The organism is Vibrio sp. RC586 (genome assembly GCF_000176715.1).
GTDB lineage: Bacteria > Pseudomonadota > Gammaproteobacteria > Enterobacterales > Vibrionaceae > Vibrio.
The window spans coordinates 12261-38920 of sequence record NZ_ADBD01000004.1 but is presented as its reverse complement, the minus strand read 5'-3'; the positions used below and the strand labels follow the sequence as shown (position 1 = coordinate 38920).

Below are 26660 nucleotides of genomic sequence, written 5' to 3'. Positions count from 1 at the left end.
AAATATTTCACAAATATGACATTGAGATGTAATTGATGAGTTATTCAGCAGAGTTAAAAAATGAATGATGAAAAAGTTTTTATCTTGCTGTTTTATAAGGGATAGTAAGAGGTTGCTTCACAGAGGGAAGGTTGTAACAAAAGATGAATTTTAGTGATTAAACGAAAAGTGGCCAGTTTTTTTATGACAATTGGTTTGCTTTAATTTCGGTAATTATTGATTTAGTCGCTTATTCTTTCGGTTTAACCGAGGTAATTGTTGTAAAGCTGCGCTTCTGCTATAAAAAGGTTCGGTATTTCAATGGGTCGATAATCCATGTCTCATCTTAACTATAATCACCTTTATTACTTCTGGATGGTATGCAAACAAGGCTCTGTCACCAAAGCGGCCGATGCCCTCTTTTTAACGCCACAAACAGTAACAGGGCAAATTAAAGCCTTGGAAGACAGGCTAGATGGTAAGCTGACGAAACGTAATGGCCGTAATATTGAGCCGACAGAATTAGGACAATTGGTGTTTAAATACGCTGACCGCATGTTTGGCTTGAGTTATGAGATGCTCGATATTGTTAATTATAGTCAGCGTTCTAACGTGCTGTTTGATGTCGGTGTTGCGGATGCGCTCTCTAAACGGTTAGTCAGCAAAATTTTGCTGACATCGATGCCCGGTGATAACCGAATTCATTTGCGCTGTTTTGAGTCCACACATGAAATGTTGTTAGAACAACTTGCACAGCATAAGCTCGATATGATCCTGTCAGATTGCCCAGTCGACTCGAGCCAAAGTCCAGGGTTGTTTAGTAAAAAACTCGGTGAAAGCCGAATGAGTTTCTTTAGCTTTGGAGAGATTGACAGCGTTGCATTTCCTGCTGTTTTAGAAGATAAAAAATTGTTGGTACCGGGTAGCCGAACCGCGATGGGACGTAAAGTCCGACAGTGGTTTGATCGGCAAGGGGTGCAGCCGCATATTCTCGGTGAGTTTGATGATTCGGCTTTAATGAAAGCGTTTGCTCTGTACCACAGTGATGCCGTATTTATGGCACCTTCATTTTATGCTTCAGAGGTTGATGCCGAGACTTCATTAAAACTGATTGGCCATGTTGATGAGATCAAAGAAGAGTACTACGTCATCTTTGCTGAGCGCATGATCCAACATCCTGCAGTGAAAAATGTCTGTGATGCGGATTTTACCAATTTGTTTTTGTGAATAATTATCACTGTTAAGCTTTAGATCACTACCAAATGATAAATGAAAACAATAAACTACCGTTCTTGATTAGTTTTTTATCATTATCAGCGAGTTTTCTCCGCTTTCACTGTTCCGAACTATTACGCTCACTTAACCGATACCCAAAATCGGTGATTAAAATGATAGAGATAAGTGGGCTGAAGTGCCGGAACGTTAATGCCGTATAAAAAGGGGGCACCAATGAATCTCCAAGAGATGGAAAAAAATTCAGCTAAAGCGGTGGTACTGCTCAAAGCGATGGCAAATGAACGGCGACTGCAGATTTTATGTATGTTGCTGGACAATGAACTCTCGGTTGGCGAATTGAGTGGTCGTTTGGCGCTGAGTCAATCGGCTTTATCGCAGCATTTGGCATGGCTACGTCGTGATGGTTTAGTGGATACACGCAAAGAAGCACAGACAGTTTATTACACGTTGAGCAGTGCAGAAGTTAAAGCCATGATTGAGCTTTTACACAACCTCTATTGCCAAGGCTAAATGGAGTGGTATAAGTAACAGATATAAAAAAACCGGCGTAGGCCGGTTTTTTGTTGCTGATGATCAAACTCTATTACAGAGCGTTGATAGCAGCAAAGAAGCGAGACTTGTGACGAGCTGCTTTATTCTTGTGAATAAGGCCTTTAGTCGCCATGCGGTCTAGGATTGGTGTAACTACAGCGAATGCAGCAGTTGCAGCTTCTTTGTCGCCAGCAGCGATTGCAGCAACAGTTTTCTTCATGTAAGTGCGCATCATAGAACGACGGCTAGCGTTGTGCTGGCGACGTTTCTCAGCTTGGATAGCGCGCTTCTTAGCAGATTTGTTATTTGCCAAGGGTCTAACTCCCAAAAACTTAGTTCGGTGACATTTTAAGGGCGGGAAATATCCCCGATTTGCTCTTTAATGTCAAATGATTTGTGCAAAAACCCAACTGAACCAAACAAACTTGGTATCGAAGAGCCTTCGCGGTTAAGATGGCGAGGATTCTATCAGCATTTTTTTACCAATGCTAATACTTATCTGATCTCTCTATGACATTCTTACCCATTCGAATCAGATAATGCGGCTTTGATTCTTTATTCGAGGTTACTGTGAGTAAACGCTTACTCAAGTCTGGCATGATTGTAAGTGCTATGACTTTGATTTCTCGTGTTTTAGGTTTAGTGCGTGATGTGGTTGTGGCTAATTTGATGGGCGCAGGTGCAAGCGCTGACGTATTCTTTTTTGCCAACCGAATTCCTAATTTTTTACGCCGATTATTTGCGGAAGGGGCTTTTTCTCAAGCATTTGTCCCCGTATTAACGGAATATCACGCCTCAGGAGACATGAATAAAACTCGAGAGTTGATCGCGCGTGCTTCCGGCACATTGGGGGTTTTAGTCTCGATAGTCACCTTGATTGGTGTACTTGGATCCGGTGTGGTAACCGCACTCTTTGGGGCGGGCTGGTTTCTTGACTGGCTGAATGGTGGGCCTGCAGCCGGAAAATTCGAGCTAGCCAGTCTGCTGCTAAAAATTACTTTTCCCTATTTGTGGTTTATCACTTTTGTCGCTTTGTCTGGGGCGATTTTAAACACCTTAGGTAAGTTCGCTGTCTCCTCTTTCACGCCAGTTTTCTTGAACGTGATGATGATTCTCTGTGCTTGGTATCTCTCGCCAAATCTAGAACAGCCGGAAGTTGGCTTAGCAATAGGCGTATTTTTAGGTGGCTTAGTCCAGTTTTTATTTCAACTCCCATTTTTGATCAAAGCTGGAGTGCTGGTTAGGCCTAAATGGGGCTGGAAAGATCCTGGTGTGGTGAAAATTCGCACACTGATGATCCCAGCGCTGTTTGGGGTGTCGGTTAGCCAAATCAACTTGTTATTTGACTCATTCGTGGCCAGTTTTCTGCAAACAGGCTCAATCAGTTGGCTCTATTATTCGGATCGCCTACTGGAATTTCCCCTTGGTTTATTTGGGATTGCGATTGCTACGGTAATTTTGCCTGCTTTGTCGCGTAAACATGTGGATGCTCATTGTGATGGTTTTGCTCACACTATGGATTGGGGGATTCGCATGGTCACTTTTCTCGGTATTCCTGCAATGCTTGGCCTGATGGTACTGGCGAAACCGATGTTGATGGTGCTGTTTATGCGCGGTGAGTTTACGCCAAGCGATGTGGAGCAAGCCTCTTACTCGTTACTGGCTTACTCAGCCGGCCTACTCAGTTTTATGCTGATCAAAGTGTTAGCGCCTGGTTACTATTCACGTCAAGACACTAAAACCCCGGTACGCTATGGCATTATCGCTATGGTGAGTAACATAGTACTCAACGCTATTTTTGCTTGGTTTTATGGCTATGTAGGATTAGCGGTAGCGACTTCGATGTCGGCTTTCCTCAATATGGCTCTGCTTTATCGTGGCTTGCACCGCCAAGGTGTCTATCTGCTGACCAGCAAAACCGTGTGGTTTGTTGCTCGCCTTGCTTTAGCTGGTGCTGTAATGACTGGGGTTATTTTGTGGCAACTAGAGAGTATGGCGACGTGGTTGACCTGGGGCATTAGTCAGCGAGTGCTGATGCTGACGTGGCTAATCGGTATTGGTGCAGCAAGTTATCTTGCGATTTTGCTGTTACTGGGAATTCGTCTCAAAGATTTAAAAGCGGCGACAGAGTAGCGAGCTTTAGGTATAATCCGCCAGTTTCGCACCATGAGAATGAAAATATAGGTTTTAAGCATCTTCCGATGGAATTAATTCGCGGTATTCATAACATTCAATCTCGCCATCACGGCTGTGTATTGACGATTGGCAATTTTGATGGTGTTCATCTAGGTCATCAGCAGGTGCTCAGTCAAGTGGTGCAGCGTGCCCAACAGATGGGTTTGCCTTCGGTAGTGATGACGTTTGACCCTCAGCCATTAGAGCTGTTTGCTAAACAACAAGCGCCAGCTCGTTTAACTCGTCTACGTGACAAATTTGTCCAATTGAGCAAACTTGGCGTTGATCGGCTGTTGTGCGTCAATTTTAATCATCATTTTGCCCAATTAGATGCCCACACTTTTATTCGTGACTTGTTGGTCACCCGTTTGGGTGTTAAGTTTCTGGTAGTTGGTGATGATTTCTGCTTCGGTAAAGAGCGCAAAGGCAATTTCGCTCTGTTGCAGCAAGCGGGTCAAGCATTCGGTTTTGAGGTCGTCAGTACCCAAAGTTTCTGTTTGCAACAACAGCGAGTGAGCAGTACCGCGATTCGTGAAGCTTTAGCTGCCGATGAGTTGACTAGCGCAGCCGATATGTTGGGGCGTAACTACAGCATCAGTGGTCGTGTTTCTCATGGCCAAAAACTGGGTCGAACTATAGGGTTTCCAACCGCTAATATTCCACTTAAGCGCTGTGTATCTCCGGTTTCAGGTGTGTATGTGGTTGAAGCGTATGGTTTAGGTCAAACGCCTATTGGTGGGGTTGCCAATATTGGCAATCGTCCGACGGTTGATGGCATTCGCCAACAGCTTGAAGTGCACTTTTTTGACTTTCAAGGCAACCTGTATGGTAAGCAGTTGGAAGTCGCGCTTTTGCACAAATTACGTGATGAGTGCAAATTCGCCTCTTTTGAGGCATTAAAGCAACAAATTGAATTGGATGCTGAAGCAGCAAGGGTGTGGCTGCGTCAGCTTAAGGGTTGTTCGGTTGATTCCACCAAGCAACAACATGTCTAACTTCGCCCAATATAACGGAATTAAGAATCGATGAGTGAGTATAAAGATACCCTGAACCTTCCTGAAACAGGGTTTCCAATGCGCGGCGATCTGGCCAAACGCGAGCCAGAAATGCTGCAACGTTGGTATCAAGAAGATCTGTACGGTGCGATCCGTCAGGCTAAAAAAGGCAAAAAATCTTTCGTATTGCACGATGGCCCTCCTTACGCCAACGGTGATATTCATATTGGCCACGCTCTGAACAAGATTCTTAAAGACGTCATTATTAAATCCAAAACCCTTTCTGGTTTTGATGCGCCTTATGTACCTGGTTGGGATTGCCACGGTCTGCCTATCGAATTGATGGTAGAGAAAAAAGTGGGTAAGCCGGGACAAAAAGTGACCGCTGCTGAATTCCGTGAAAAATGTCGAGAGTACGCGGCAGGTCAAGTTGAAGGCCAAAAAGAGAGCTTCAAGCGCCTCGGCATCATGGGTGAGTGGGATAAACCTTACCGCACGATGGACTTCGTAACCGAAGCCAACATCATCCGTGCACTAGGCAAAATTGCTGACAACGGCCACTTGTTGAAAGGTTTTAAACCGGTTCACTGGTGTACTGACTGTGGTTCAGCACTGGCTGAGGCAGAAGTTGAGTACAAAAACAAAGTTTCTCCTTCAATAGACGTTCGCTTTAAAGCGGCTGATGAAGCCGCCGTGCTGGCTAAGTTTGGTTTGGCTGCAGGCCATGAAGGCAAAGGCGATGTGTCGATTGTGATCTGGACAACTACACCTTGGACTCTGCCGGCTAACCGCGCGGTATGTCTACGTGAAGATTTAGAGTACGTACTGATCCAAGTAGAAGGTGAGCAACCAGAGCGCATTATCGTGGCTGCTGAACTGGCGAAATCGGTGATGGATCGTGCAGGCATTGAGCACTTCCACAACCTTGGCTTTGCGAAAGGCGAAGACCTTGAACTGGTTCAGTTCCAGCATCCATTTTACGCCTTCACTGTGCCTGCCATTTTGGGCGATCACGTAACGACCGATTCAGGTACGGGTGTGGTACATACTGCGCCGGGTCACGGTCAAGAAGACTTTGCAGTAGGCCAAAAATACGGTCTAGAAGTAGCGAACCCTGTAGGTTCAAACGGCGTGTATCTTTCTGATACTGAGCTGTTTGCGGGTCAACACGTATTCAAAGCCAATGACTCAGTGTTGGAAGTGCTAAAGGAAAAAGGCGCGCTGCTGCATCATCATGCGTATGAGCACAGCTACCCGCACTGCTGGCGCCACAAAACGCCGATCATCTTCCGTGCGACACCACAATGGTTCGTATCCATGGAACAAGCAGGTCTGCGTGAACAAGCTCTGACAGCGATCAAAGGCGTACAATGGATGCCAGATTGGGGTCAAAGCCGTATCGAAGGTATGGTGGCAGGTCGCCCAGAGTGGTGTATCTCTCGTCAACGTACTTGGGGCGTGCCAATTGCACTTTTCGTTCACAAAGAAACCGCTGAACTGCATCCAAACAGCGCTGAGCTGATTGAGAAAGTGGCGCAACTGGTTGAGCAAAAAGGCATTCAAGCATGGTGGGATCTCGATACCGCTGAATTGCTTGGTGCAGAAGATGCGGCCAACTATGAAAAAGTACTGGATACCCTAGATGTATGGTTTGACTCAGGTGTGACTCACTCTGCAGTGGTCGATGCGCGTAGCGAATTCAACGGTGCAGAAGCGGACATGTACCTTGAAGGTTCAGATCAACACCGTGGCTGGTTCCAATCATCCCTGATCTCTTCTGTAGCGATGAAAGGCAAAGCGCCTTACAAAGAAGTGTTGACGCATGGCTTCGTGGTTGATGGTCAAGGCCGTAAGATGTCGAAATCGATCGGTAACGTGGTTTCGCCACAAGATGTGACCAACAAGCTGGGTGCTGACATTCTGCGTCTGTGGGTTGCTTCAACCGATTACACTGGTGAAGTTGCGGTATCAGATGAGATCCTCAAGCGTTCTGCGGATGCGTACCGCCGTATTCGTAACACCGCACGTTTCTTCCTTGCGAACTTGAACGGCTTCAACCCAACCACAGACATCATTCCTGTTGAAGAAATGGTGGCGTTGGATCGTTGGGCAGTAGGTCGCGCACTGGCTGCTCAGCAAGAAATCATCCAAGCGTATCAGGATTACAACCTGCACGCGGTAGTACAGCGTTTGATGAACTTCTGCTCAATCGAGATGGGTTCATTCTATCTGGATGTGATCAAAGACCGTCAATACACAGCGAAACGTGGTGGCCATGCACAGCGTAGCTGTCAAACCGCACTGTTCTTTATCGTTGAAGCTCTGGTTCGTTGGATGGCGCCTATCATGTCATTCACAGCTGACGAAATTTGGAACGCAATGCCAGCGCAGAAAGCGGACGGCAGCGCACGTGACAAGTTTGTGTTTACCACTGAATGGTTCGATGGCCTGTTTGGTCTGGCAGAGGGGGAAGAGCTGAACAATGCGTTCTGGAATGATATTCAGAAAGTGCGTGGCTCAGTCAACAAACTACTGGAAAACGCTCGTAACGAAAAACTGATCGGCGGTTCACTGCAAGCTGAATTGGTGCTGTTTGCCGATGATGCACTGGCGAGCAAGCTGGCGAAACTGGGCGATGAGCTGCGTTTTGTCCTGCTGACTTCAAAAGCCGTGGTGAAGCCACTGGCTGAGAAGAGTGAGTCAGCGCACGCAACAGACATTGATGGCCTGTTTGTTCAAGTGAACAAAACGGAAGCTGAGAAATGTGACCGTTGCTGGCACCACACTCCTGATGTAGGCACGATTGCGGGTCACACCACCATTTGTGGCCGCTGTGTGTCTAACGTCGAGGGTGAAGGCGAAGTACGCAAATTTGCGTAACTTAGGCTAACCATCATGTCGAATTCGTCTCTGACTCTCAAACAATCTGGATTGCGCTGGCTGTGGCTGGCGCTTCTAGTGTTCATCGCAGACATTACGATCAAGTTAATTGTGATGGATAAGATGGGCTATGGCTGGGCAAACCGAATTGAGGTTCTGCCTTTCTTTAACCTGCTTTATGTACATAACTACGGTGCTGCGTTTAGCTTTCTGAGTGATCAGGAAGGGTGGCAGCGTTGGTTGTTTACTGGCATTGCCTTTGTGGTAACAGGGATGCTCGCGTATTGGATGCGCCGCCTACCTGCGACCGATAAATGGAATAATATTGCCTACGCACTGATCATCGGTGGTGCAGTGGGTAATGTGTTCGATCGCATCGTGCATGGTTTTGTGGTCGATTATCTCGATTTTTATTGGGGTACTTACCATTGGCCAGCGTTCAATCTGGCGGATAGCGCGATCTGTATCGGTGCCGCGATGATCATCTTAGATGGGTTTCTTGCGAAGAAAAGCTCGCCTAGCCAATCCTAAGCGTGTTGCTCTACGGCAAACTGAACAAGGTAAATAACCACAAGCGCCGTCCGTTGATTCGGAGGGCGCTTTTTACTATAAAGGCTGTGCTTTTGGTCAGCCATTTTCCGCGCTTGTTGAGCGGTGTTCGTCAAATAGTTCGTCAAACGATAACAAGGTAGTGATAACGTGAACCCTATTGCCCCTAATTCTGCAGTTACTCTGCACTTTACGATTAAGCTCAAAGATGGCTCACTCGCCGATAGTACTCATAATCAAGGAAAACCGGCCAAGTTGGTGATGGGGGATGGCAGCCTAAGCTCGAACTTTGAACTGTGTTTGCTTGGTATGCTGCCGGGTGAAAAAAAATCGGTTTCTCTCGCCGCGCAAGATGCGTTTGGCGCACCTAATCCTGATCACATTCATTATATGGATCGCAGTAAGTTTATCGGTGGCGATCTGGAATTAGAGGTAGGCACTATCATGGCTTTTAGTGGTCCAGATGGTATGGAAATTCCGGGCATCATTACTGAAATTGTTGGCGATTCTGTCACGGTCGACTTTAACCATCCTCTCGCGGGTCAAGACATCACCTTTGATGTTGAGATCTTGTCTGTTGAGTGACTTTCCTTACAATAGCCAACCATAACGACTAGCAATGAGCAATCAAATGAAAATACTGTTAGCAAACCCTCGCGGCTTCTGTGCGGGTGTGGATCGCGCCATCAGCATTGTTGAGCGTGCGCTTGAACTTTATCAGCCGCCGATTTATGTCCGTCATGAGGTGGTGCATAACCGCTTTGTGGTCGAAGGGTTAAAACAGCGTGGTGCACGTTTTGTTGAGGAGTTGAGTGAAGTTCCAAATGATAACATCGTGATTTTCTCTGCTCATGGTGTATCACAGGCGGTGCGTCAAGAAGCGAAAGAGCGTTCGCTGACGGTTTTCGACGCGACTTGTCCACTGGTAACGAAAGTGCATATGGAAGTTGCGCGTGCTAGCCGTAAAAATATGGAGGTGGTGTTGATTGGTCACGCGGGTCACCCTGAAGTGGAAGGCACTATGGGGCAGTATGCGAGTGAGACGGGCGGCATGTATTTGGTTGAAAAACCGGAAGATGTCGAGAATCTACAAAGCCAAGTGAAAGACCCAAGTAATCTGCACTACGTGAGCCAAACCACGCTATCAGTCGATGAAACAGCCGATGTGATTGATGAGCTGCGCCGCGTATTTCCGAAGATTCAAGGACCACGCAAAGACGACATTTGTTATGCCACGCAGAATCGCCAAGATGCGGTGCGTATTTTGGCGCAGCAAGTGGATGTGATGGTCGTGGTGGGCTCGAAAAACTCATCGAACTCGACGCGCCTGAAAGAACTGGCTGAAAAACTGGGTACTCCGGGGTATCTGACCGATTGCCCGCAAGATATCCATCCTGAATGGTTCGAGAATGCTCGTTTAGTGGGCGTAACCGCAGGGGCTTCTGCACCGGAAGAGTTGGTGAACCAAATTCTGGATCGCATCAAAGAATTGGGTGCAACTTCGGTAGAAGAGGTACTTGGTCGCGAAGAGAACATGTTCTTTGAAGTGCCTAAAGAGTTGCAAATTAAGCAAGTCGATTAATCCATTCGTCATCCACTCGGTTGATTGATGTGGATGACAGCTCTCTGCTCTGTTCGCAGAACAAAAAAAAGCTCCCAATCTGGGAGCCTTTTTCGTTTTTCAATCACGTGATTGAAGATTCGATATTAAGCGGTTTTCGTCACGCCTTCCGGTTTTTCTTCATCCGCAAGGTCAGTTTCCCCTTTGCCTTTAGACACTTTAGCCACATAAGCCAGAGCACCTAGTGACGCAAGCACGCCCGCAATGGTTGAAATCTGCATCGGTAAGCCAAAACCTAACGTGCTGCTGTTAAGGATGAAGCTGATACACACGGTAGTCATAAACAGCGCAGGTACCGTACAGATCCAGTGCAGTTTGTTATGGCGCATCAGGTAAGCGGTAGCTGTCCACAGCATCATGACTGCGGTCGCTTGATTCGCAAAACCGAAGTAGCGCCAGATGATACCGAAATCGACTTGAGTCAGCACTGCACCTATAACAAACAGAGGTACAGCCATCAGTAGGCGGTTACGCAGTGTTTTTTGCTCCATGTTGAAGTATTCAGCCAAGATCAGACGGCTTGAACGGAACGCGGTATCACCCGAAGTGATAGGCAGGATCACCACGCCAAGGAAAGCAATCACACCACCAAATACACCCAGCAGGCCAAAAGAGGCACCGTAAACCACGTTACCTGGGCCGCCGTTTTTCACCGCTTCAGACAGCGCTTCCAGTGAGCCGAAGAAAGAGAGAGCAATGGTACACCAGATTAGAGCAATGATGCCTTCGCCAATCATCGCGCCGTAAAACACGAAGCGACCGTTCTTCTCATTTTCCATACAACGTGCCATCAGTGGAGACTGAGTGGCGTGGAAGCCAGAGATAGCACCACAAGCGATGGTGATGAACAGCGCTGGCCACAGAGGCATGTCATTCGGGTTGAGGTTTTTCAGCATGTCACTCACTTCAAAACCACCTAGAACTTGGTGCTCAGAAGAGAACGCAATCGCCGTCATCAAACCGACCGACATGAAAATCAGTAGCGCACCAAACAGTGGGTAGAAACGACCGATGATTTTATCAACAGGAACGATAGTCGCCAGAATGTAGTAAGCGAAGATGATCACGACCATGGTGGTCATGCTGACGGTTAAGTCAGTTTGTTGGTTAATGAGGTTAGTGATCATGCCAGCAGGCGCTGAAACGAACACCACACCAACGAGAAGCAGCAACACAATGGCAAAAATGTTCATAAAGTGTTTTGCGCCATTGCCTAAGTAACGACCCGTGATGGATGGAACCGAAGCACCGCCGTTACGGATAGAAAGCATACCTGAGAAGTAGTCGTGCACTGCACCCGCGAAGATACAGCCAACTACGATCCACAGCATGGCGGCTGGGCCGTACAGCGCACCCATGATTGGGCCAAAGATAGGGCCTACACCCGCGATGTTCAGCAGTTGAACGAGATAGACTTTTTTAGTGGATATCGGTACATAGTCGACGCCGTCAGTTTTTGTATGGGCAGGGGTCTGACGCTTTTCGTTGATGCCAAATACTTTCTCTACGAAAGCTCCGTAAATAAAGTAACCGCCAACGAGGGCTACGACACAGGTAAGAAACCACAACATAGCGTTTATCCTTTTGTTAATGAATTAAGCTCACTGTGGATAGTAAGTTATCAATAAGCGAGCTTCACTGGCTTTCCGAGTCAGTGGTCGTGTGGTGAATTAAGCGGTATTTAGTTTGATTGAATGGTTTTATGGAGGAGTAATGGGTTAGTCGTAAATTTGAGTGGCAGCCTATAGCATTCAATGGCATGCTGATTTCATCAGCAGATTGGTATGAGTTAACTCAAGGTAAAACATGAAAAAATGGATAGTAATGAGCTTCATCTCACTACTCGCAGGTTGTGCTGCCAGTGAGTCGCAATGGGTCAAGGAAGGCAACTGGTTTGAGATTGGCTACCAAGATGCGATCGCCGGACATTCACAACGTTCTTATCAATCGCTGATCGAATTAGGCTCTGCCAATTTAGCGGATTATGAACAGGGCTACCAAAAAGGGCTCGAACAATACTGCAATCCCAATGCTGCCTATCAAATTGGCCTGAGTGGTCAATACTATGAAGGGATTTGTGAGGGTACAGAGCAAGCCCAGCGTTTTCGTATGGAATGGCAACGCGGTTGGAATGAGTACAATCAATAACCGATAAGAGGTGCAATGATGCACGAAGAGTCTATTGGCCTGACTATTGCCGCGGTTGGCGTAGTCGGTTTGGGATGTCAGTGGTTAGCGTGGCGATTGCGTCTACCCGCCATCTTATTTTTGCTGTTGGCTGGGATATTCGCAGGCCCAGTTTTCGGGGTATTGAACCCGGAGCGGCTATTGGGTGATTTGCTCTTCCCTTTAGTTTCACTCGCCGTGGCTGTGATCTTATTTGAGGGGAGTCTGACCCTTAACTTCAAAGAAATTCGCGGCGTCAGTAATACGGTGTGGAGTATTGTTACCCTTGGCGCATTAGTCTCATGGGGAATTACCAGTACCGCAGCGCACTGGTTGCTTGGCTTTGAATGGTCATTAGCGCTGATGTTTGGCAGCTTGACTGTGGTGACAGGCCCAACGGTGATTGTGCCTTTGCTGCGTACTGTACGCCCAACCGCACGCTTAGCCAATATTCTGCGTTGGGAGGGGATTTTAATCGACCCACTTGGCGCACTGTTTGTGGTGATGGTGTATGAATTCATCGTATCTAGCAGCCATGCCCATAGCCTACAAGTCTTCGGTCTCATCTTATTGGTTGGCTTTGCCATTGGTATTGCGTCGGGAGCGGCTGTTGCTGCTGTGTTGCGCAGAGGCTTATTGCCGGAGTATTTGCAGCCGTTTGCGGTGCTGAGTGTCGTGCTCGGTGTGTTTGCTGCGTCCAACGCCTTGGAGTCCGAATCTGGCCTACTGACAGTGACAGTCATGGGGATGTGGCTAGCGAATGCCAAAGGGGTCAATATTCAGCACATCTTGCACTTTAAAGAGCACTTGACGATTTTGCTGATCACAGGGCTGTTTATTCTGCTCGCGGCTCGGATTGAAGTGGCAGATTTCCAAGCGTTAGGCTGGAGCGCCTTAGGACTGTTTGTGGTGATGCAATTGTTGTCTCGTCCTGCGTCTATCTTCATTTCAACGATGCGCAGTACGCTCAATGTTCGTGAAAAAGCCTTTTTAGCTTGGGTGGCTCCGCGCGGGATTGTGGCAGCTTCAATCTCTTCTCTGTTTGCCATCAAATTGATGGAGTTTGGCATCGCTGATGCCAAGCTATTAGTGCCGCTGACCTTTATGGTGATCATAGGAACCGTGGTGTTGCAGAGTGCGACTGCTCGGCCAATGGCGTTGGCATTGAAAGTGTCTGAACCTGCGCCGAAAGGCTTCTTGATCATTGGCGCTAATGATGTTGCGCGTCAGGTCGGTTTAGCGATCGCTAAGTACGATTGTCGGGTGGTGGTGACGGACTCCAACTGGGACTACATTCGCCAAGCGCGAATGGCCGGGCTTGAGCATTATTACGGTAACCCGATTTCCAGCCATGCTGAGGATTACCTCAATTTGATCGGGATTGGGCATGTGTTGGCACTGAGCCCTGATAAACACTTCAACATCATGGCGTGCATGCAGTTTTTATCTGACTTTGGTGATAAACGCGTGTTCTGCCTCAATGACAATGCCGCCAATAATGTCAGTGAAAAACATCTAGTGGCTCAGGAATACCACGGTTTGCCCTTTTTAGGCGGTGAAGTGAGCTACAAGAAACTGGCGAGTTTGGTCGGCCAAGGTGCAGAAGTCAAACACACCAAGTTGAGTGAAAACTTCACCTATCAGGATTATCAGCAAACGCACAAAGAGAGTTTTGTGTTGCCGCTATTTTTAGTCGACAGCCGTGGGCGGGTGCAGATGTGTCAGGATGTGGCGAGCTTTACGCCGAAAGAGGGCGAAATCGTCGTCTCGCTTATCAAAAGTCACGAGAGCCCATAGGGCTCTCGATTTTCTCTGATTTTCTACTCTTCGTGCTCTTCCATGGCGCGGCGTAAGAAGCCGTTCGACTGCGAGAGTTTCGTGGTCGCTTGCTCATAGTTCATGCCGGTCAGGTGCATCAAAATCGCCAGTTTCGCGTTGTTGTGGCTCTCTTTGAGTAGCGCTTCGGCTTCTTCGCGTTGGCAATCGGTCGCTTGCATGACAATTCGTACCGCACGGGCAATCAGCTTGCGGTTGGTGGCGCGGACATCCACCATCAGGTTTTGGTAGCTTTTACCAAGTCGGATCATGCTGGCCGTGGTGAGCATATTGAGCACCAACTTCTGTGCTGTGCCGGATTTAAGACGTGTTGAACCGGTTAACGCTTCAGGTCCAACGACGGGAGAAATGGCAATCTGGGCGATTTCCGCAATCGGTGAGTCAGGATTACACGAGAGGGCGACGGTAGTTGCGCCTAAATCATTGGCGTATTCCAGTGCGCCAATGACATAAGGCGTGCGGCCACTCGCCGCAATGCCGACCAGTACGTCTTTGCTGCTAAAGTGGATTTGTTGTAAGTCATGCGTGCCCAGCGTGGCGTTATCTTCCGCCCCTTCTTGTGCGGTAAACATGGCTTCTTTACCGCCCGCAATCAGGCCAATCACCATTTGATCGCTCACTCCGAAAGTGGGTGGGCATTCTGATGCATCTAGCACACCAAGACGACCGCTAGTACCTGCCCCTAAGTAGATCAAACGGCCACCTTGTTTGAAGGCGGCAGTGATTTTATCAACCGCTTGGGCAATCTGCGGCAATACCGCTTCTACCGCCAGTGGCACTTGTTTGTCTTGTTGATTAAGCCGCTCGACAATTTCTTGCGACGAGAGCAAATCAATATCCATCGTATCGGGGTTACGACCTTCGGAAACGAGATGAGAAAGCGCGGCGATAAGTGCATCGTTGGTCATAAAAATTCCTGTAGCGATTAATCGGGGTAGTAAATCACGCCAAGACTCGCAAGACGTGATGCGCCCGTCACCGCGGGCAAATTACTGGGTAAACCGTGTATACGCCGTTGTGCTAGCCAAGCGAAAGCCATGGCTTCCATATTATCGCCATCCACGCCCATTTGGGTGGTCGGGGCAACTTGCCAGCTTGGCAGCAAGGCTTGTAAGCGTTCCATGAGTAAAGGATTTTGCGCACCACCGCCACACACTAAAAGCTGTGGTTGTGGCCCTTCGGCGAATGGTGTGACTTGCTCAACAATGGTTTGCGCGGTGAATTCACACAAGGTGCGTTGCACATCAGTGGCATCAACCGAAAACGTGGCGAGCTGTGTTTCTAACCAAGGCAGATTAAACCGCTCGCGGCCTGTGCTTTTGGGGGCTGGCAGAGCAAAGTAATGGTCTTGTTTAAAATGGCTAAGTAATGCGGCATTCACGCTGCCTTGTTTGGCCCACAAGGCATCTTTATCGTAAGGCTGGTTATGTTCTTTTTGGCACCAGCTATCCATCAGCATATTGCCGGGGCCGGTGTCGTAGCCAATCACTTCACCATTGGGCTTGAGCACCGAAATATTGGCAATCCCCCCGATATTGAGCACGACCACGGTCGATTGCTCAGCATGAAAAATCGTGCGATGAAACGCGGGAACTAACGGTGCGCCTTGCCCGCCAAGTGCGACATCTTTGCGCCGAAAATCAGCGACTGTCGTGATGCCAGTGCGCGTAGCGATAATGTTGGCATCGCCAATTTGCATGGTAAAAGGTTTCGTGCCTGTCGGTTGATGGAACACGGTTTGTCCATGACAGCCGATCGCACGAATGTGCTCGGCGCGATAGCCACTGTGCTGCAAAAGTGCCAGCACAGCATCACTGAACAAATGACCAAGATCGTGCTCCAATTCGCCCATCGCAATCAGGGTGGTTGGTTGGCCAATACAGACATTGAGCAGCCGCTGTTTGAGGTCGGCAGGCATTGGGTAGTCGTGGTGAGCAAGCAGTTCAATTTTATCGTCTTGCAGCGCCACCAACGCAGTATCCACACCATCCAAACTGGTTCCCGACATCACACCGATATAGAGTTCGCGTTCTGCCATTTGGTTATCCCTCTGTCATATTCAAACAAAGGCATTGTAATTGAAAAATAAACTGAATAACCTCGTGGCTTGTGACAATTTTGCCAATTTTTTCAAGGAGCAAGCATGGGACCGCTTTGGTTGGATGTGGCCGGTTATGAACTGAGTGCCGAAGATCGCGAAATTCTGCAGCACCCAACGGTGGGTGGTGTGATTCTGTTTGGTCGCAACTATCACGATAACCAGCAATTGCTGGCACTCAATAAAGCGATCCGCCAAGCGGCGAAAAGACCGATTTTGATTGGTGTCGATCAAGAAGGTGGCCGTGTGCAGCGTTTCCGTGAAGGCTTTTCTCGCATTCCCCCTGCGCAGTATTACGCGCGTGCTGAGAATGGCGTTGAGCTCGCTGAACAAGGCGGTTGGTTGATGGCGGCAGAGCTGATTGCACACGATGTCGATTTAAGTTTTGCGCCTGTGCTCGATATGGGCTTTGCGTGTAAAGCGATTGGCAATCGCGCTTTTGGTGAAGATGTACAAACCGTACTCAAGCACAGCAGTGCTTTTCTGCGCGGCATGAAAGCCGTCGGCATGGCGACCACAGGCAAACATTTTCCCGGTCATGGCGCGGTGATTGCCGATTCGCATTTAGAGACCCCTTACGATGAGCGGGAGACGATTGCGCAAGATATAGCGATTTTCCGTGCGCAAATTGAGGCTGGAGTGCTGGATGCCATGATGCCAGCGCATGTGGTGTATCCGCATTACGATGCTCAACCTGCGAGCGGTTCGAGCTACTGGCTAAAACAAGTGTTACGTGAAGAACTTGGCTTTCAAGGCATCGTGTTCTCTGATGATTTGAGCATGGAAGGCGCAGCCGTGATGGGGGGGCCAGTTGAGCGCTCCCATCAAGCTTTGGTGGCGGGGTGTGACATGATTTTGATGTGTAACAAGCGTGAAGCGGCAGTCGAAGTGCTGGATCACCTACCGATCATGGAAGTTCCTCAAGCCACAGCACTGCTGAAAAAACAGCAATTCAGCTACAGTGAGCTGAAGCGCTCAGAGCGTTGGCAGCAAGCGTCAGCCAATATGCAGTGCTTAATCGAGCAGTTCTCCGAATAGTTTTGCTCATCGAAGTGGAGCTGGGATCAGTAAAATCCCAGCATCTCTTTCAGCTCTTTAAGATAACGACGGCTGACCGGAACCTTATGGCCTGCATGAGTGATCATCTCCGCCAGCCCGTTTTCTAACAGTTTTATTTCGCGAATCGCTTTCAAATTCACCAAGTACTGGCGATGGCAGCGCACTAACGCGGTTTTCTCTTCCAACACCTTCAAGGTCAATTGACTGGTCGCTTTTTGCTGCGCAGTCTGCACATTGACGCCACTGATGTCACTGTAGGCAAATTCCACTTCATGAATCGGCAGTAGCACAATTCGGTTTAAACCCGTGCAAGGTATCTGATCTAAGCTCGGTTGCGTCAGTGGTGAGTAGTCACTTTTCTTATGTTGGCGCAGCAAACGCTGCACGGTTTTGGCTAAACGTTCGGTGTCGACCGGCTTGAGCAGATAGTCAAACGCGTTATCTTCAAACGCTTGCAGCGCATATTGATCGTAGGCGGTAACAAACACCACCTCAGGCATGGTCTCTGGGTCAAGCATACTCAGCAGCTCAATGCCCGAAATTTGCGGCATCTGAATATCCAAAAACACCACATCTGGCTTGAGCTGATTGATTTTTTTCAACCCTTCAATTGCATTGCTGGCTTGGCCGATGACCTCAATCTGGCCACTTTCCGCTAAGAGTTCCGCGAGCTCTTCACGGGCAAAGCGTTCATCGTCAATGAGTAGTGCAGATAACATGTTAATCCCTTAGTAAGTGCCTTGCTGTGGAATGACAAAGCTCATTCGCGTGTACTCTTGTGGCGCGACCTCAATCTGTAGCCCTGACTTAAGACCAAATTTGTTGGTGAGGCGCTTTTCAACAATTTGCATCCCTAAACCATCATAATCTTCACTCGGAGGCTGATAGAGCCCGGCGTTGTCTTCCACCACGACGCGCATTCCCCCTTCAACCATTTCACTGTAAATGCGCACTTTGCCAGCTTCGAGTAGGTTAGAGGTGCCGTGTTTGATGGCATTTTCCACCAAAGGCTGCAAAGTGAAGCTGGGAACATTACGTTCTAGCAGGGCATCATCAATCGCAATGTCCACATCGAGCCTGTCACTAAAGCGCGCTTTTTCAATAGTGAGGTAAGCGTTCACGTGGGCAAGCTCTTCACGCAAAGTGACGGTTTCGACGTTCTGTTTGAGGTTGCTGCGGAAAAATTGCGACAGATGCAAAATCAGCTCGCGAGCTTTATCTGGCTCACGGCGGATCACCGCACTGATGGTATTGAGTGCGTTAAACAGAAAATGTGGATTAACCTGCGCTTGCAGGAGTTTGATTTCCGCTCGCGAGAGCAGGATTTGTTTTTGTTGATATTCGCCATACAGGATCTGGCTGGATAACAGTTGTGCAATGCCTTGCGCCATCGACATGTTAATGGTGGAAAACAGCTTACGTTTAGGTTCGTAGAGTTTGATGGTGCCGATAACCCGATCACCCGCACGTAATGGAATGATTAACGCAGAGCCAAGTTTACAGGTCGGAGACAAAGAACATTGATAAGGATGCTCTTTGCCATCGAGATAGATGATGGCGTTGCGATTAATCGCATCGAGCGTGCTTTGCGAGCTGATCGGTGTATTCGGTTTATGGTGATCATCGCCAATCCCGACAAAGGCGAGAATCTTTTCGCGATCGGTGATCGAGACCGCGCCGACATTGGTCTGTTCATACACGATTCGGGCAATTTTGTTGGCGTTTTCTGGGTTAAAACCGGCAGCAAGGATACCAACAGAACGCTCGGCAATATTCAGAGCGCGGCGTGAAAACGTCGCGGAATACTCTTCAAAAATGGTTTTGCGATCGAGCAAGATGCTCATAAACAGTGCGGCACCGACTGAGTTAGCAATGATCATCGGCGCGGCGATGGTGGAAACCAGCGCGTAAGACTGTTCAAACGGTTTCGCCACGACCAAGATGATCAGCATCTGCACAATTTCGGCAAATAAGGTCACCGCAAAGACAATACTTGGGCTAAACAGTAATTTCCCTTTGCCTTTGCGCAGCAAATAGGTGTGTAGCAAGCCGCCAATTAAACCTTCAGCGGTGGTGGAAATCGCGCAGGCGAGATCGGTAAATCCCCCTAAGGTATAGCGGTGTAAGCCTCCGGTGAGGCCAACCGCAAAACCAATCACAGGTCCACCAAACAGACCCCCCATTACAGCGCCGATGGCACGCGTATTGGCAATCGCATCATTGATCTGCAGGCCAAAGTAGGTGCCCATAATGCAAAACAGTGAAAACAGAACATAAACACTGATTTTGTGGTCAAACCGACCAGAAATGTTAAGTAAAGGAATGAAGATCGGCGTTTTACTCAACATATAGGCGAGAACAAGGTAAACACACATCTGTTGCAGTAATGAGAGGATGAGATCCATAACCTGTCCATCGTCTGAGCGGAAAAACGGCTTATTTTAAGATACTCAAAGCGAACAAAACACGCTTTATTCCCCAGTTTGTGTGCCAAGTGTCATTAAATGAGTGATGTAATTTTTAATTTACATTAAATGTTGGTTTAAATTTACACTTGCATTGTTTTTAAAGTCTGTTAACGTGTTTTCTGTTTAAGTTTCCAGCTCACCTTGTTGGGTGTGTAAATAATAAATTACAGGTGATGAGATGAAAAAAAGTGAATTGAGTGATGTGAATATCAGTGATGAACAGATATTGATCACCCCAGATGCCTTAAAAGCCAAGATTCCACTCAGCGACAAGGCGCGTAAGTTTATTCGTGAGTCACGCCAGACGGTGGCGGACATTATCCACAAACGCGATCCTCGCTTGCTGATCGTCTGTGGCCCTTGCTCAATTCATGATGTGGATGCGGCGAAAGAGTACGCCAAAAAACTTAAAGCACTCTCGGCGCAGCTGAGCGACCAGCTCTACATAGTGATGCGCGTGTACTTTGAAAAACCGCGTACCACAGTCGGTTGGAAAGGGCTGATTAACGATCCGCATCTTGATGGCAGTTTTGATATCGAACACGGTCTGCATGTCGGGCGTCAACTCTTGGTCGATTTGGCCGAAATGGAAATCCCATTGGCAACCGAAGCGTTGGACCCGATTAGCCCACAATACTTGGCGGATACTTTTAGTTGGGCGGCGATTGGTGCGCGCACCACGGAATCACAAACTCACCGCGAGATGGCAAGTGGCCTTTCCATGCCAATTGGCTTTAAAAATGGCACGGATGGTAACTTGGCAACGGCGATTAATGCGATGCAGGCCGCTTCTTCCAGTCACCGCTTTATGGGAATTAACCGCGAAGGACAAGTGGCACTGCTCACTACACAAGGCAACCCGAATGGGCATGTGATCTTGCGTGGTGGCAAACAGACCAACTACGATTCGGTTTCTGTCGCGGAATGTGAAGAAGAGATGCAAAAATCGCGTTTGGAACCCTCTTTGATGGTGGATTGCAGCCATGCGAACTCACGTAAAGACTACCGCCGCCAGCCGTTGGTGGCAGAAGATGTGATTCATCAAATCCGTGAAGGCAATCGCTCGATCATTGGCCTGATGATTGAAAGCCATCTTAATGAAGGAAATCAGTCTTCGGATCTGCCTCGTGAAAAAATGCAATACGGAGTCTCGATCACTGACGGCTGTATAAATTGGTCAACGACTGAGGCATTATTACGTCGTGCGCATCAGGAACTTATTCCCTTTTTGCACAATCGTTTGCAAGGATAACAAGGATAGAACATGGCCGTAGAGTTGAATCAGTTACGCGACCAAATCGACGAAGTCGATAAACAGATGGTGGAGTTATTGGCCCGCCGTCTGGCATTGGTGGAGCAGGTCGGGCAAGTGAAAAGCCGTTATGGCTTGCCAATTTATGCCCCCGATCGTGAGGCGGCGATGCTCGCTTCACGTCGAGCGGAAGCGGAAAGCAAAGGTGTTCCGTCCCAACTGATTGAAGATATTTTGCGCCGAACCATGCGCGAATCCTACGCCAGTGAAAAGGACTCCGGCTTTAAATGCCTCAATCCTGAGTTACGTTCCGTGGTGATCATTGGTGGTAACGGTCAGCTTGGGCGACTATTTGGCCGTATGTTTAAACTCTCTGGCTATCAAGTCAAAGTGCTGGGCAGCCAAGATTGGGACAAAGCGGATGAACTGCTCAGTGATGCTGGCTTAGTGGTAGTCACGGTACCTATCCATTTGACGCTCGGTGTCATTGAAAAGCTGCGCCAGTTGCCGGACGATTGCATTTTGTGCGATCTCACCTCAATCAAAGCCAAGCCGCTTGCCGCCATGCTACAAGTGCACAAAGGCCCAGTGGTTGGGGTGCACCCTATGTTTGGTCCAGACGTTCCCAGCTTGGCGAAGCAGGTCATTGTTTATTGTGATGGTCGAGGCAATGAACACTACCAATGGCTCTTGCAACAGTTTGCTATTTGGGGCGCAAGTTTATGCCAGATTGATGCGGCCGAACATGATCGTGGTATGACACTGATCCAAGCACTGCGCCACTTCACTTCCTTTGCTTATGGCTTGCATCTAACTAAAGAGAACCCGAACTTGGCACAACTGCTGAAACTCAGCTCACCGATTTACCGTTTAGAGCTCGCCATGGTCGGACGGCTATTTGGGCAAGATCCCCATCTGTACGGCGATATTATTCTCTCATCACCGGATAATATTGAGATGATTCAGCGTTTTCATCGCTGCTTAAGCGAGGCGGTTGAGTTGGTGAGCGCGGGAGATAAGGCGAGTTTTGTAGCTCAGTTTGAACGGGTAAGTCAGTGGTTTGGGGATTATTCTCAACAGTTTATGAATGAAAGCCAAAATTTGCTCAAGCAAGCCAATGACGCGATTCATCGCGTCTAAAACGGTTATTTGCATCTGAGCTTTTTAGTGTCGATAGCATCCCAAGCTCAAAGCGAGCTTGGGGTTATTGATGTAACCCCAAATCGGAAAGATGCTCTAGATCGCGGTGTAATAAGCTGTCATCTCCCACATTCAACTCCACTAAGCGGCGCAAGTGCCCAATACTTTCGATATCAATGTGATTGATCGCCATTCGGATGATCCGATCTTGAATGCTGATGATTTTTGCGCTTAGCGATAAAGTCACATCACTATCTGGTAGGGTAAAAACCACATTCACCAACGCATGAGTATCTAAATCCGGCTCTTCTTCTGACCAGAGCAGCAATCCGTGCAGTGACAAATCCTGAATGCAAGTAGCCAACTGTTTGTCCCCTTGACTTAAGGTGGCTGGCGCTTGGTACAGCACTCGTGAAAAGCGGCGTTTTTCGATCATAGGGTTCTCTCAAACAAAGACAGCTTACAGATAAAGTAAGCATAGCAAAGGGTGTAAAAAATCACCGAACCCATGCTGAAATAAGCCTAGTTAATCACAAACAATCCGCAAAGAGTGAAGAGCTCAACATTTTTAAGCACTGGCTTGATTGAAAAAATGGCAAAAGAAAAGGCCGCATGGCGACCTTTTCTGAGTTTGATACCTAAAGGCATTTTATTTGGTAATGCGCTTGTACTTGATACGGTGAGGCTCTGCCGCTTGTGAGCCTAGCGTTTGTTTCAGCCACTCCATGTACTCAGTGTAGTTACCTTCGTAGAAGTTCACTTTACCTTCATCACGGTAATCAAGGATATGGGTTGCAATACGGTCTAGGAACCAACGGTCATGCGAGATCACCATGGCACAGCCCGGGAACTCAAGGAGCGCTTCTTCCAGAGCACGTAATGTTTCGACGTCCAGATCGTTGGTGGGTTCGTCGAGTAACAGCACGTTGCCGCCCGCTTTAAGCAGTTTTGCCAAGTGGACACGGTTACGCTCACCACCAGACAGCTCGCCAATTACTTTTTGCTGATCGACGCCTTTGAAGTTAAAGCGTGAACAGTAAGCACGAGCTGGGATTTCAAAGTTGTTGATGCGAATGATATCCGCACCTTCAGAAATCTCTTGGAATACGGTGTGCTTGTCGTTCATGCTGTCACGGAACTGATCCACCGATGCCAGTTTCACGGTATCACCGAGTTCGATCGTGCCTGAATCTGGTTGTTCTACACCGCTCAGCATTTTGAATAGGGTTGATTTACCGGCACCGTTCGGGCCGATGATGCCCACAATCGCGCCTTTCGGCATGCTGAAAGAAAGATCATCGATCAGAACACGACCATCGAATGATTTGGTGAGGTTTTTCACTTCAATCACTTTGTCGCCTAGGCGCTCACCAGGCGGAATGAACAGCTCGTTGGTTTCGTTACGTTTTTGGTGCTCAGTATTTTGCAGCTCTTCAAAACGTGCCATACGCGCTTTCGATTTTGCCTGACGGCCTTTTGGATTCTGACGAACCCATTCCAGCTCTTTCTCAATGGTTTTTTGGCGCGCTTTTTCTTGAGAGGCTTCTTGCTTCAGACGAGCATCTTTTTGCTCTAGCCATGAAGTGTAGTTACCTTGCCATGGAATACCTTCACCACGGTCAAGTTCCAGAATCCAACCTGCGGCGTTATCTAAGAAGTAACGGTCGTGGGTAATCGCGACCACAGTCCCTGCGTAATCGACCAAGAAACGCTCTAGCCAAGCGACTGATTCTGCATCCAAGTGGTTGGTCGGTTCATCGAGCAGCAGCATGTCTGGATTTTCCAGCAGTAGACGACAGATCGCCACACGACGACGCTCACCACCCGACAGGAATTTCACTTGTGCATCCCATTCAGGCAGGCGCAGCGCATCGGCAGCGCGCTCTAGTGCATTATCTAGGTTGTGACCGTTTTTTGCTTGGATCAACGCTTCCAACTCACCCTGTTCTTTAGCCAGAGCATCAAAATCCGCATCAGGTTCAGCGTATGCCGCATAAACTTCATCAAGACGTTTTAAGGCATGAGCGACATCAGCAACAGCTTCTTCAACTACTTCACGTACGGTTTTATTCTCGTCCAGTTTGGGTTCCTGAGGTAGGTAACCCACCTTAAGACCTGGTTGTGGACGAGCTTCACCATCGATGTCTTTGTCAATGCCTGCCATGATACGCAGCAGGGTTGATTTACCCGCACCGTTAAGACCCAGAACACCAATTTTGGCACCTGGGAAGAAACTCAAGGAGATATCTTTCAGAATTTGACGCTTAGGTGGCACAATCTTGCTCACCCGAGACATGGTATATACGTATTCAGCCATTGCCGATCGTTCCTAATCTTTCAAACGGAATAAAGTCACTATTCTATACCAAAGACAGACGTTTTGTTACTAGAGCTCCCGCTTTTCAGCTCGAGTAAAAAATTCTTAATTACTTTCTTATCTGATGAGAGTGGAGCGCGAACTCTTTGCACTCTGTTAATACAATTAAGTCAAATTTACCAAGGTCTTAATGATGAATAAATCCATTAGTATTCAAGTTTTTTATTTCATCGCTCGCGATAGTGGGAAATTCAACAAAATGTTGCATTATTTGCGTTAAGTTTACGCCACTTGTCTTTACATTTAAGGCGAGATTACGCGTAATAATTTGTTATCACACTGATTTTAAGGAAGAGATCTCATGATGCGCCTGACGGTATTTAAGCCGCGTAGCCTTGTTTCGATCTTGATGTTCACCACGGTATGTGCAGTGGGTTCTGCTAGCGCGAGTGCTTTGGATTTAGAGGCGCAGAGAGCTCAATATGATAAAGCACAGCGTTGGTTGGATGAAAAGAATATCTCGGAATACCAACGCATTCGCAAACAGATAGCAAACTATCCGCTAACCCCTTATCTCGACTATCGGGCATTCCTGATTGATCTCGGTAGTAAGCCACCGATCGCGGTGCGCAATTTTATTGATAGCCACCAAGAATATCCTTTCTCTGCTCGAGTTGCAGCGCCTTATCTAGATGCTTTGGCGCAAAATAAAAAATGGGCGGCGTTGCTGCAATTTCAAACTCAACCGCCCAATGGCGAGACGTATCAATGTCATTACTACAATGCCAAATTGCAGACTGGAAAACACACTGAAGCATTTGAAGGCGCGAAAAAACTTTGGCTAAATGGAGCGAGTATTGCCGATGCTTGTGATCCACTGTTTAAAGAGTGGGAGCGCATCGGCGGACTGACGGATGAGTGGGTGTTGAAACGAAGCCTGCTTGCCTTTGAAGGACGCAACCGAAACTTGATGGTTTATCTGCAGAAAAAGTTGGATGGCAAAAAATCGCAAGCCAAAGCGCAGGCCATGCTTGAACTGTTTGATAAACCGGAACGAGTGTTGGCATATGGCCGCAAAGCGACACAAGATCCGATCAATCAAAAACTAGTAGAATTGGCTTTACAGAAATGGGCGAGATCTGAACCTGAGGCCGCCCAATCCGCTCTCAACGATATTGCTAAAACTCAAGCTTGGAATCGAGAGCAAAAAAATCGACTGTCTCAATTTATTGCGATTCGCTTGATGGACACGGAAGATGTTGCGCTCGCTAAATGGCGCGATGAGGTTGTCCGTAGTAGCGACAGTGTCCGGTTGATTGAGGCTCGGGCTCGTTTGGCGCTGCGAGAAAATCATTGGCGAGAGCTCGTCCAATGGATTTCTGTTTTACCGGAGCAGGAGCGTAATTCATTGCGTTGGCAATATTGGCAAGGACGAAGTGAAATAGCACTAGGTAAGAAGAAGGAAGGGGCTGAACGTTTAAAATCTTTATTGGGACAGCGCAGTTTTTACAGTGTGGCGGCAGCAAAAGTTTTGCAACAATCGGTGAGTTATCCAACGAGTACCATTAGCTTGGATAAGAAATTGATCAAGCCACATCAAAAAGCTTTAACTCGAATTGATGAACTGATTGCACTCGATAAAGTAGTGGCTGCAAAAAGTGAATGGCGTTGGTTGCTTGATCGTGTTTCACAGAAAGATAAAGAGATGTTAGCCGCTTACGCTGCCAATGTGGGTTGGTATCAGATGACAATTACAGCGACTATTTCGGCAAGTCTTTGGGATAACAACCAGTTGCGTTTCCCAGTTGTTCATCAAAACTTATTTAAGCTACATGGGCAGAAAAATGGTATTGATCCCATTACCTTGATGTCCCTAGCCAGACAAGAAAGTGCGCTCAACCCTGATGCTCAATCACCAGTAGGAGCACGTGGTTTAATGCAAATTATGCCTAATACCGCGCGTTACACAGCAAAGAAATATCAACTGAGTTATTCCAATCCCGATGAGTTATATCAAGTGGGCAAGAATATCGAAATTGGTAGCCGTTACTTGAGTAGTTTATTAGAGCGTTATGATCAGAATCGTATTTTGGCTTTTGCTGCTTATAACGCAGGGCCGAGCCGAGTCGATAGTTGGCTTAAACTCAGTCAAGGCCAGCTAGATGCGTATGGCTTTATAGAGGCGATTCCTTTTGCTGAAACCCGTGGCTATGTACAGAATATTTTAATGTTTGAAACCTATTATCGAGATTTGATGGGAGTGCAGGGGCATTTTCTTAATGATCATGAGTTAAATACAAGGTATTGATTCCTAAACTTGCTGCACTACAATAAGTCGGTGTATCACTTAGCGAGTAC

At 47.8% G+C, this 26660-nt stretch carries 22 protein-coding genes; 14 read left to right on the top strand and 8 right to left on the bottom strand.

The features are described from left to right. The first annotated feature begins 315 nt into the window (after positions 1 to 315). Together nhaR and VOA_RS16380 are read left to right on the top strand one after the other, a co-directional pair. Positions 316 to 1206 carry a transcriptional activator NhaR gene (gene nhaR / locus VOA_RS16375; protein WP_000018875.1) on the top strand — a complete coding sequence of 297 codons (891 nt, stop codon included), beginning with the start codon at positions 316 to 318 and terminating at the stop codon, positions 1204 to 1206. 222 nt (positions 1207 to 1428) lie between these two features. Continuing rightward, positions 1429 to 1725, top strand: coding sequence for an ArsR/SmtB family transcription factor (locus VOA_RS16380; protein ID WP_001053146.1), 297 nt, complete (start codon positions 1429 to 1431; stop codon positions 1723 to 1725). Between the two features lie 73 nt (positions 1726 to 1798). On the opposite strand, the gene rpsT is transcribed toward VOA_RS16380, so the two are convergent. Further along, positions 1799 to 2059, bottom strand: coding sequence for a 30S ribosomal protein S20 (rpsT, locus tag VOA_RS16385; RefSeq protein ID WP_000002742.1), 261 nt, complete (start codon positions 2057 to 2059; stop codon positions 1799 to 1801). A gap of 257 nt (positions 2060 to 2316) precedes the next feature. Here rpsT and murJ point away from each other — a divergent pair, with 257 nt between their 5' ends. The 6 genes from murJ (at position 2317) to ispH (ending at position 9927) form a co-directional block, all read left to right on the top strand. After that, positions 2317 to 3879: a murein biosynthesis integral membrane protein MurJ gene (gene murJ / locus VOA_RS16390; RefSeq protein WP_009355713.1), complete on the top strand. Its 1563-nt coding sequence runs from the start codon at positions 2317 to 2319 to the stop codon at positions 3877 to 3879. A 68-nt stretch (positions 3880 to 3947) separates the two neighbouring features. Beyond that, on the top strand, positions 3948 to 4916 hold the full coding sequence (ribF, locus tag VOA_RS16395) for a bifunctional riboflavin kinase/FAD synthetase (RefSeq protein ID WP_000420400.1): 969 nt from the start codon (positions 3948 to 3950) through the stop codon (positions 4914 to 4916). 30 nt (positions 4917 to 4946) lie between these two features. Next, the gene (gene ileS, locus VOA_RS16400) at positions 4947 to 7796 is read left to right on the top strand and encodes an isoleucine--tRNA ligase (RefSeq protein ID WP_000006101.1); all 2850 of its coding nucleotides are present in this window, start codon (positions 4947 to 4949) and stop codon (positions 7794 to 7796) included. Positions 7797 to 7811: 15 nt separating this feature from the next. Next, the gene (gene lspA, locus VOA_RS16405) at positions 7812 to 8327 is read left to right on the top strand and encodes a signal peptidase II (RefSeq protein WP_000071969.1); all 516 of its coding nucleotides are present in this window, start codon (positions 7812 to 7814) and stop codon (positions 8325 to 8327) included. 168 nt (positions 8328 to 8495) lie between these two features. Beyond that, positions 8496 to 8930 carry an FKBP-type peptidyl-prolyl cis-trans isomerase gene (fkpB, locus tag VOA_RS16410; RefSeq protein ID WP_001068082.1) on the top strand — a complete coding sequence of 145 codons (435 nt, stop codon included), beginning with the start codon at positions 8496 to 8498 and terminating at the stop codon, positions 8928 to 8930. Positions 8931 to 8964: 34 nt separating this feature from the next. After that, positions 8965 to 9927, top strand: a complete 963-nt coding sequence (ispH, locus tag VOA_RS16415) for a 4-hydroxy-3-methylbut-2-enyl diphosphate reductase (RefSeq protein ID WP_032468135.1) — start codon at positions 8965 to 8967, stop codon at positions 9925 to 9927. 125 nt (positions 9928 to 10052) lie between these two features. Here ispH and VOA_RS16420 read toward each other — a convergent pair whose 3' ends face one another. Beyond that, positions 10053 to 11537: a carbon starvation CstA family protein gene (locus VOA_RS16420; RefSeq protein ID WP_000964326.1), complete on the bottom strand. Its 1485-nt coding sequence runs from the start codon at positions 11535 to 11537 to the stop codon at positions 10053 to 10055. Positions 11538 to 11772: 235 nt separating this feature from the next. On the opposite strand from VOA_RS16420, the gene VOA_RS16425 reads away from it, so the two are divergent. Both VOA_RS16425 and VOA_RS16430 read left to right on the top strand, forming a co-directional pair. Then, positions 11773 to 12114, top strand: a complete 342-nt coding sequence (locus VOA_RS16425) for a DUF2799 domain-containing protein (RefSeq protein ID WP_032468134.1) — start codon at positions 11773 to 11775, stop codon at positions 12112 to 12114. A gap of 18 nt (positions 12115 to 12132) precedes the next feature. Beyond that, entirely contained in the window at positions 12133 to 13929 is a 1797-nt protein-coding gene (locus VOA_RS16430) for a cation:proton antiporter (RefSeq protein ID WP_009355712.1), read from the top strand. Between the two features lie 23 nt (positions 13930 to 13952). Here VOA_RS16430 and murQ read toward each other — a convergent pair whose 3' ends face one another. After that, positions 13953 to 14876: an N-acetylmuramic acid 6-phosphate etherase gene (gene murQ, locus VOA_RS16435; RefSeq protein ID WP_000180255.1), complete on the bottom strand. Its 924-nt coding sequence runs from the start codon at positions 14874 to 14876 to the stop codon at positions 13953 to 13955. Positions 14877 to 14893: 17 nt separating this feature from the next. Continuing rightward, positions 14894 to 16006 carry an anhydro-N-acetylmuramic acid kinase gene (locus VOA_RS16440; RefSeq protein WP_000840715.1) on the bottom strand — a complete coding sequence of 371 codons (1113 nt, stop codon included), beginning with the start codon at positions 16004 to 16006 and terminating at the stop codon, positions 14894 to 14896. 105 nt (positions 16007 to 16111) lie between these two features. Here VOA_RS16440 and nagZ point away from each other — a divergent pair, with 105 nt between their 5' ends. Next, positions 16112 to 17104, top strand: coding sequence for a beta-N-acetylhexosaminidase (gene nagZ, locus VOA_RS16445; protein ID WP_000529108.1), 993 nt, complete (start codon positions 16112 to 16114; stop codon positions 17102 to 17104). Between the two features lie 26 nt (positions 17105 to 17130). On the opposite strand, the gene btsR is transcribed toward nagZ, so the two are convergent. Further along, positions 17131 to 17844 carry a two-component system response regulator BtsR gene (gene btsR / locus VOA_RS16450; RefSeq protein ID WP_000947377.1) on the bottom strand — a complete coding sequence of 238 codons (714 nt, stop codon included), beginning with the start codon at positions 17842 to 17844 and terminating at the stop codon, positions 17131 to 17133. Positions 17845 to 17853: 9 nt separating this feature from the next. Next, positions 17854 to 19530: a sensor histidine kinase gene (locus tag VOA_RS16455; protein ID WP_000364249.1), complete on the bottom strand. Its 1677-nt coding sequence runs from the start codon at positions 19528 to 19530 to the stop codon at positions 17854 to 17856. 241 nt (positions 19531 to 19771) lie between these two features. Here VOA_RS16455 and VOA_RS16460 point away from each other — a divergent pair, with 241 nt between their 5' ends. Together VOA_RS16460 and tyrA are read left to right on the top strand one after the other, a co-directional pair. Further along, positions 19772 to 20845, top strand: a complete 1074-nt coding sequence (locus tag VOA_RS16460; protein ID WP_000747934.1) for a 3-deoxy-7-phosphoheptulonate synthase — start codon at positions 19772 to 19774, stop codon at positions 20843 to 20845. A 12-nt stretch (positions 20846 to 20857) separates the two neighbouring features. Further along, a complete protein-coding gene (gene tyrA, locus VOA_RS16465) occupies positions 20858 to 21985 on the top strand; it encodes a bifunctional chorismate mutase/prephenate dehydrogenase (protein WP_000257630.1) in 1128 nt (375 codons plus the stop codon). A gap of 64 nt (positions 21986 to 22049) precedes the next feature. Here the strand turns inward: tyrA and VOA_RS16470 are convergent, their stop codons facing one another. Continuing rightward, on the bottom strand, positions 22050 to 22421 hold the full coding sequence (locus tag VOA_RS16470) for a PilZ domain-containing protein (RefSeq protein ID WP_000570788.1): 372 nt from the start codon (positions 22419 to 22421) through the stop codon (positions 22050 to 22052). Positions 22422 to 22634: 213 nt separating this feature from the next. Beyond that, positions 22635 to 24302 (bottom strand): energy-dependent translational throttle protein EttA, encoded by a 1668-nt coding sequence (gene ettA / locus VOA_RS16475; RefSeq protein WP_000852858.1) that lies wholly within the window; start codon positions 24300 to 24302, stop codon positions 22635 to 22637. 361 nt (positions 24303 to 24663) lie between these two features. On the opposite strand from ettA, the gene sltY reads away from it, so the two are divergent. Beyond that, positions 24664 to 26610 carry a murein transglycosylase gene (gene sltY, locus VOA_RS16480; protein WP_000985064.1) on the top strand — a complete coding sequence of 649 codons (1947 nt, stop codon included), beginning with the start codon at positions 24664 to 24666 and terminating at the stop codon, positions 26608 to 26610. Positions 26611 to 26660 lie beyond the last annotated feature (50 nt).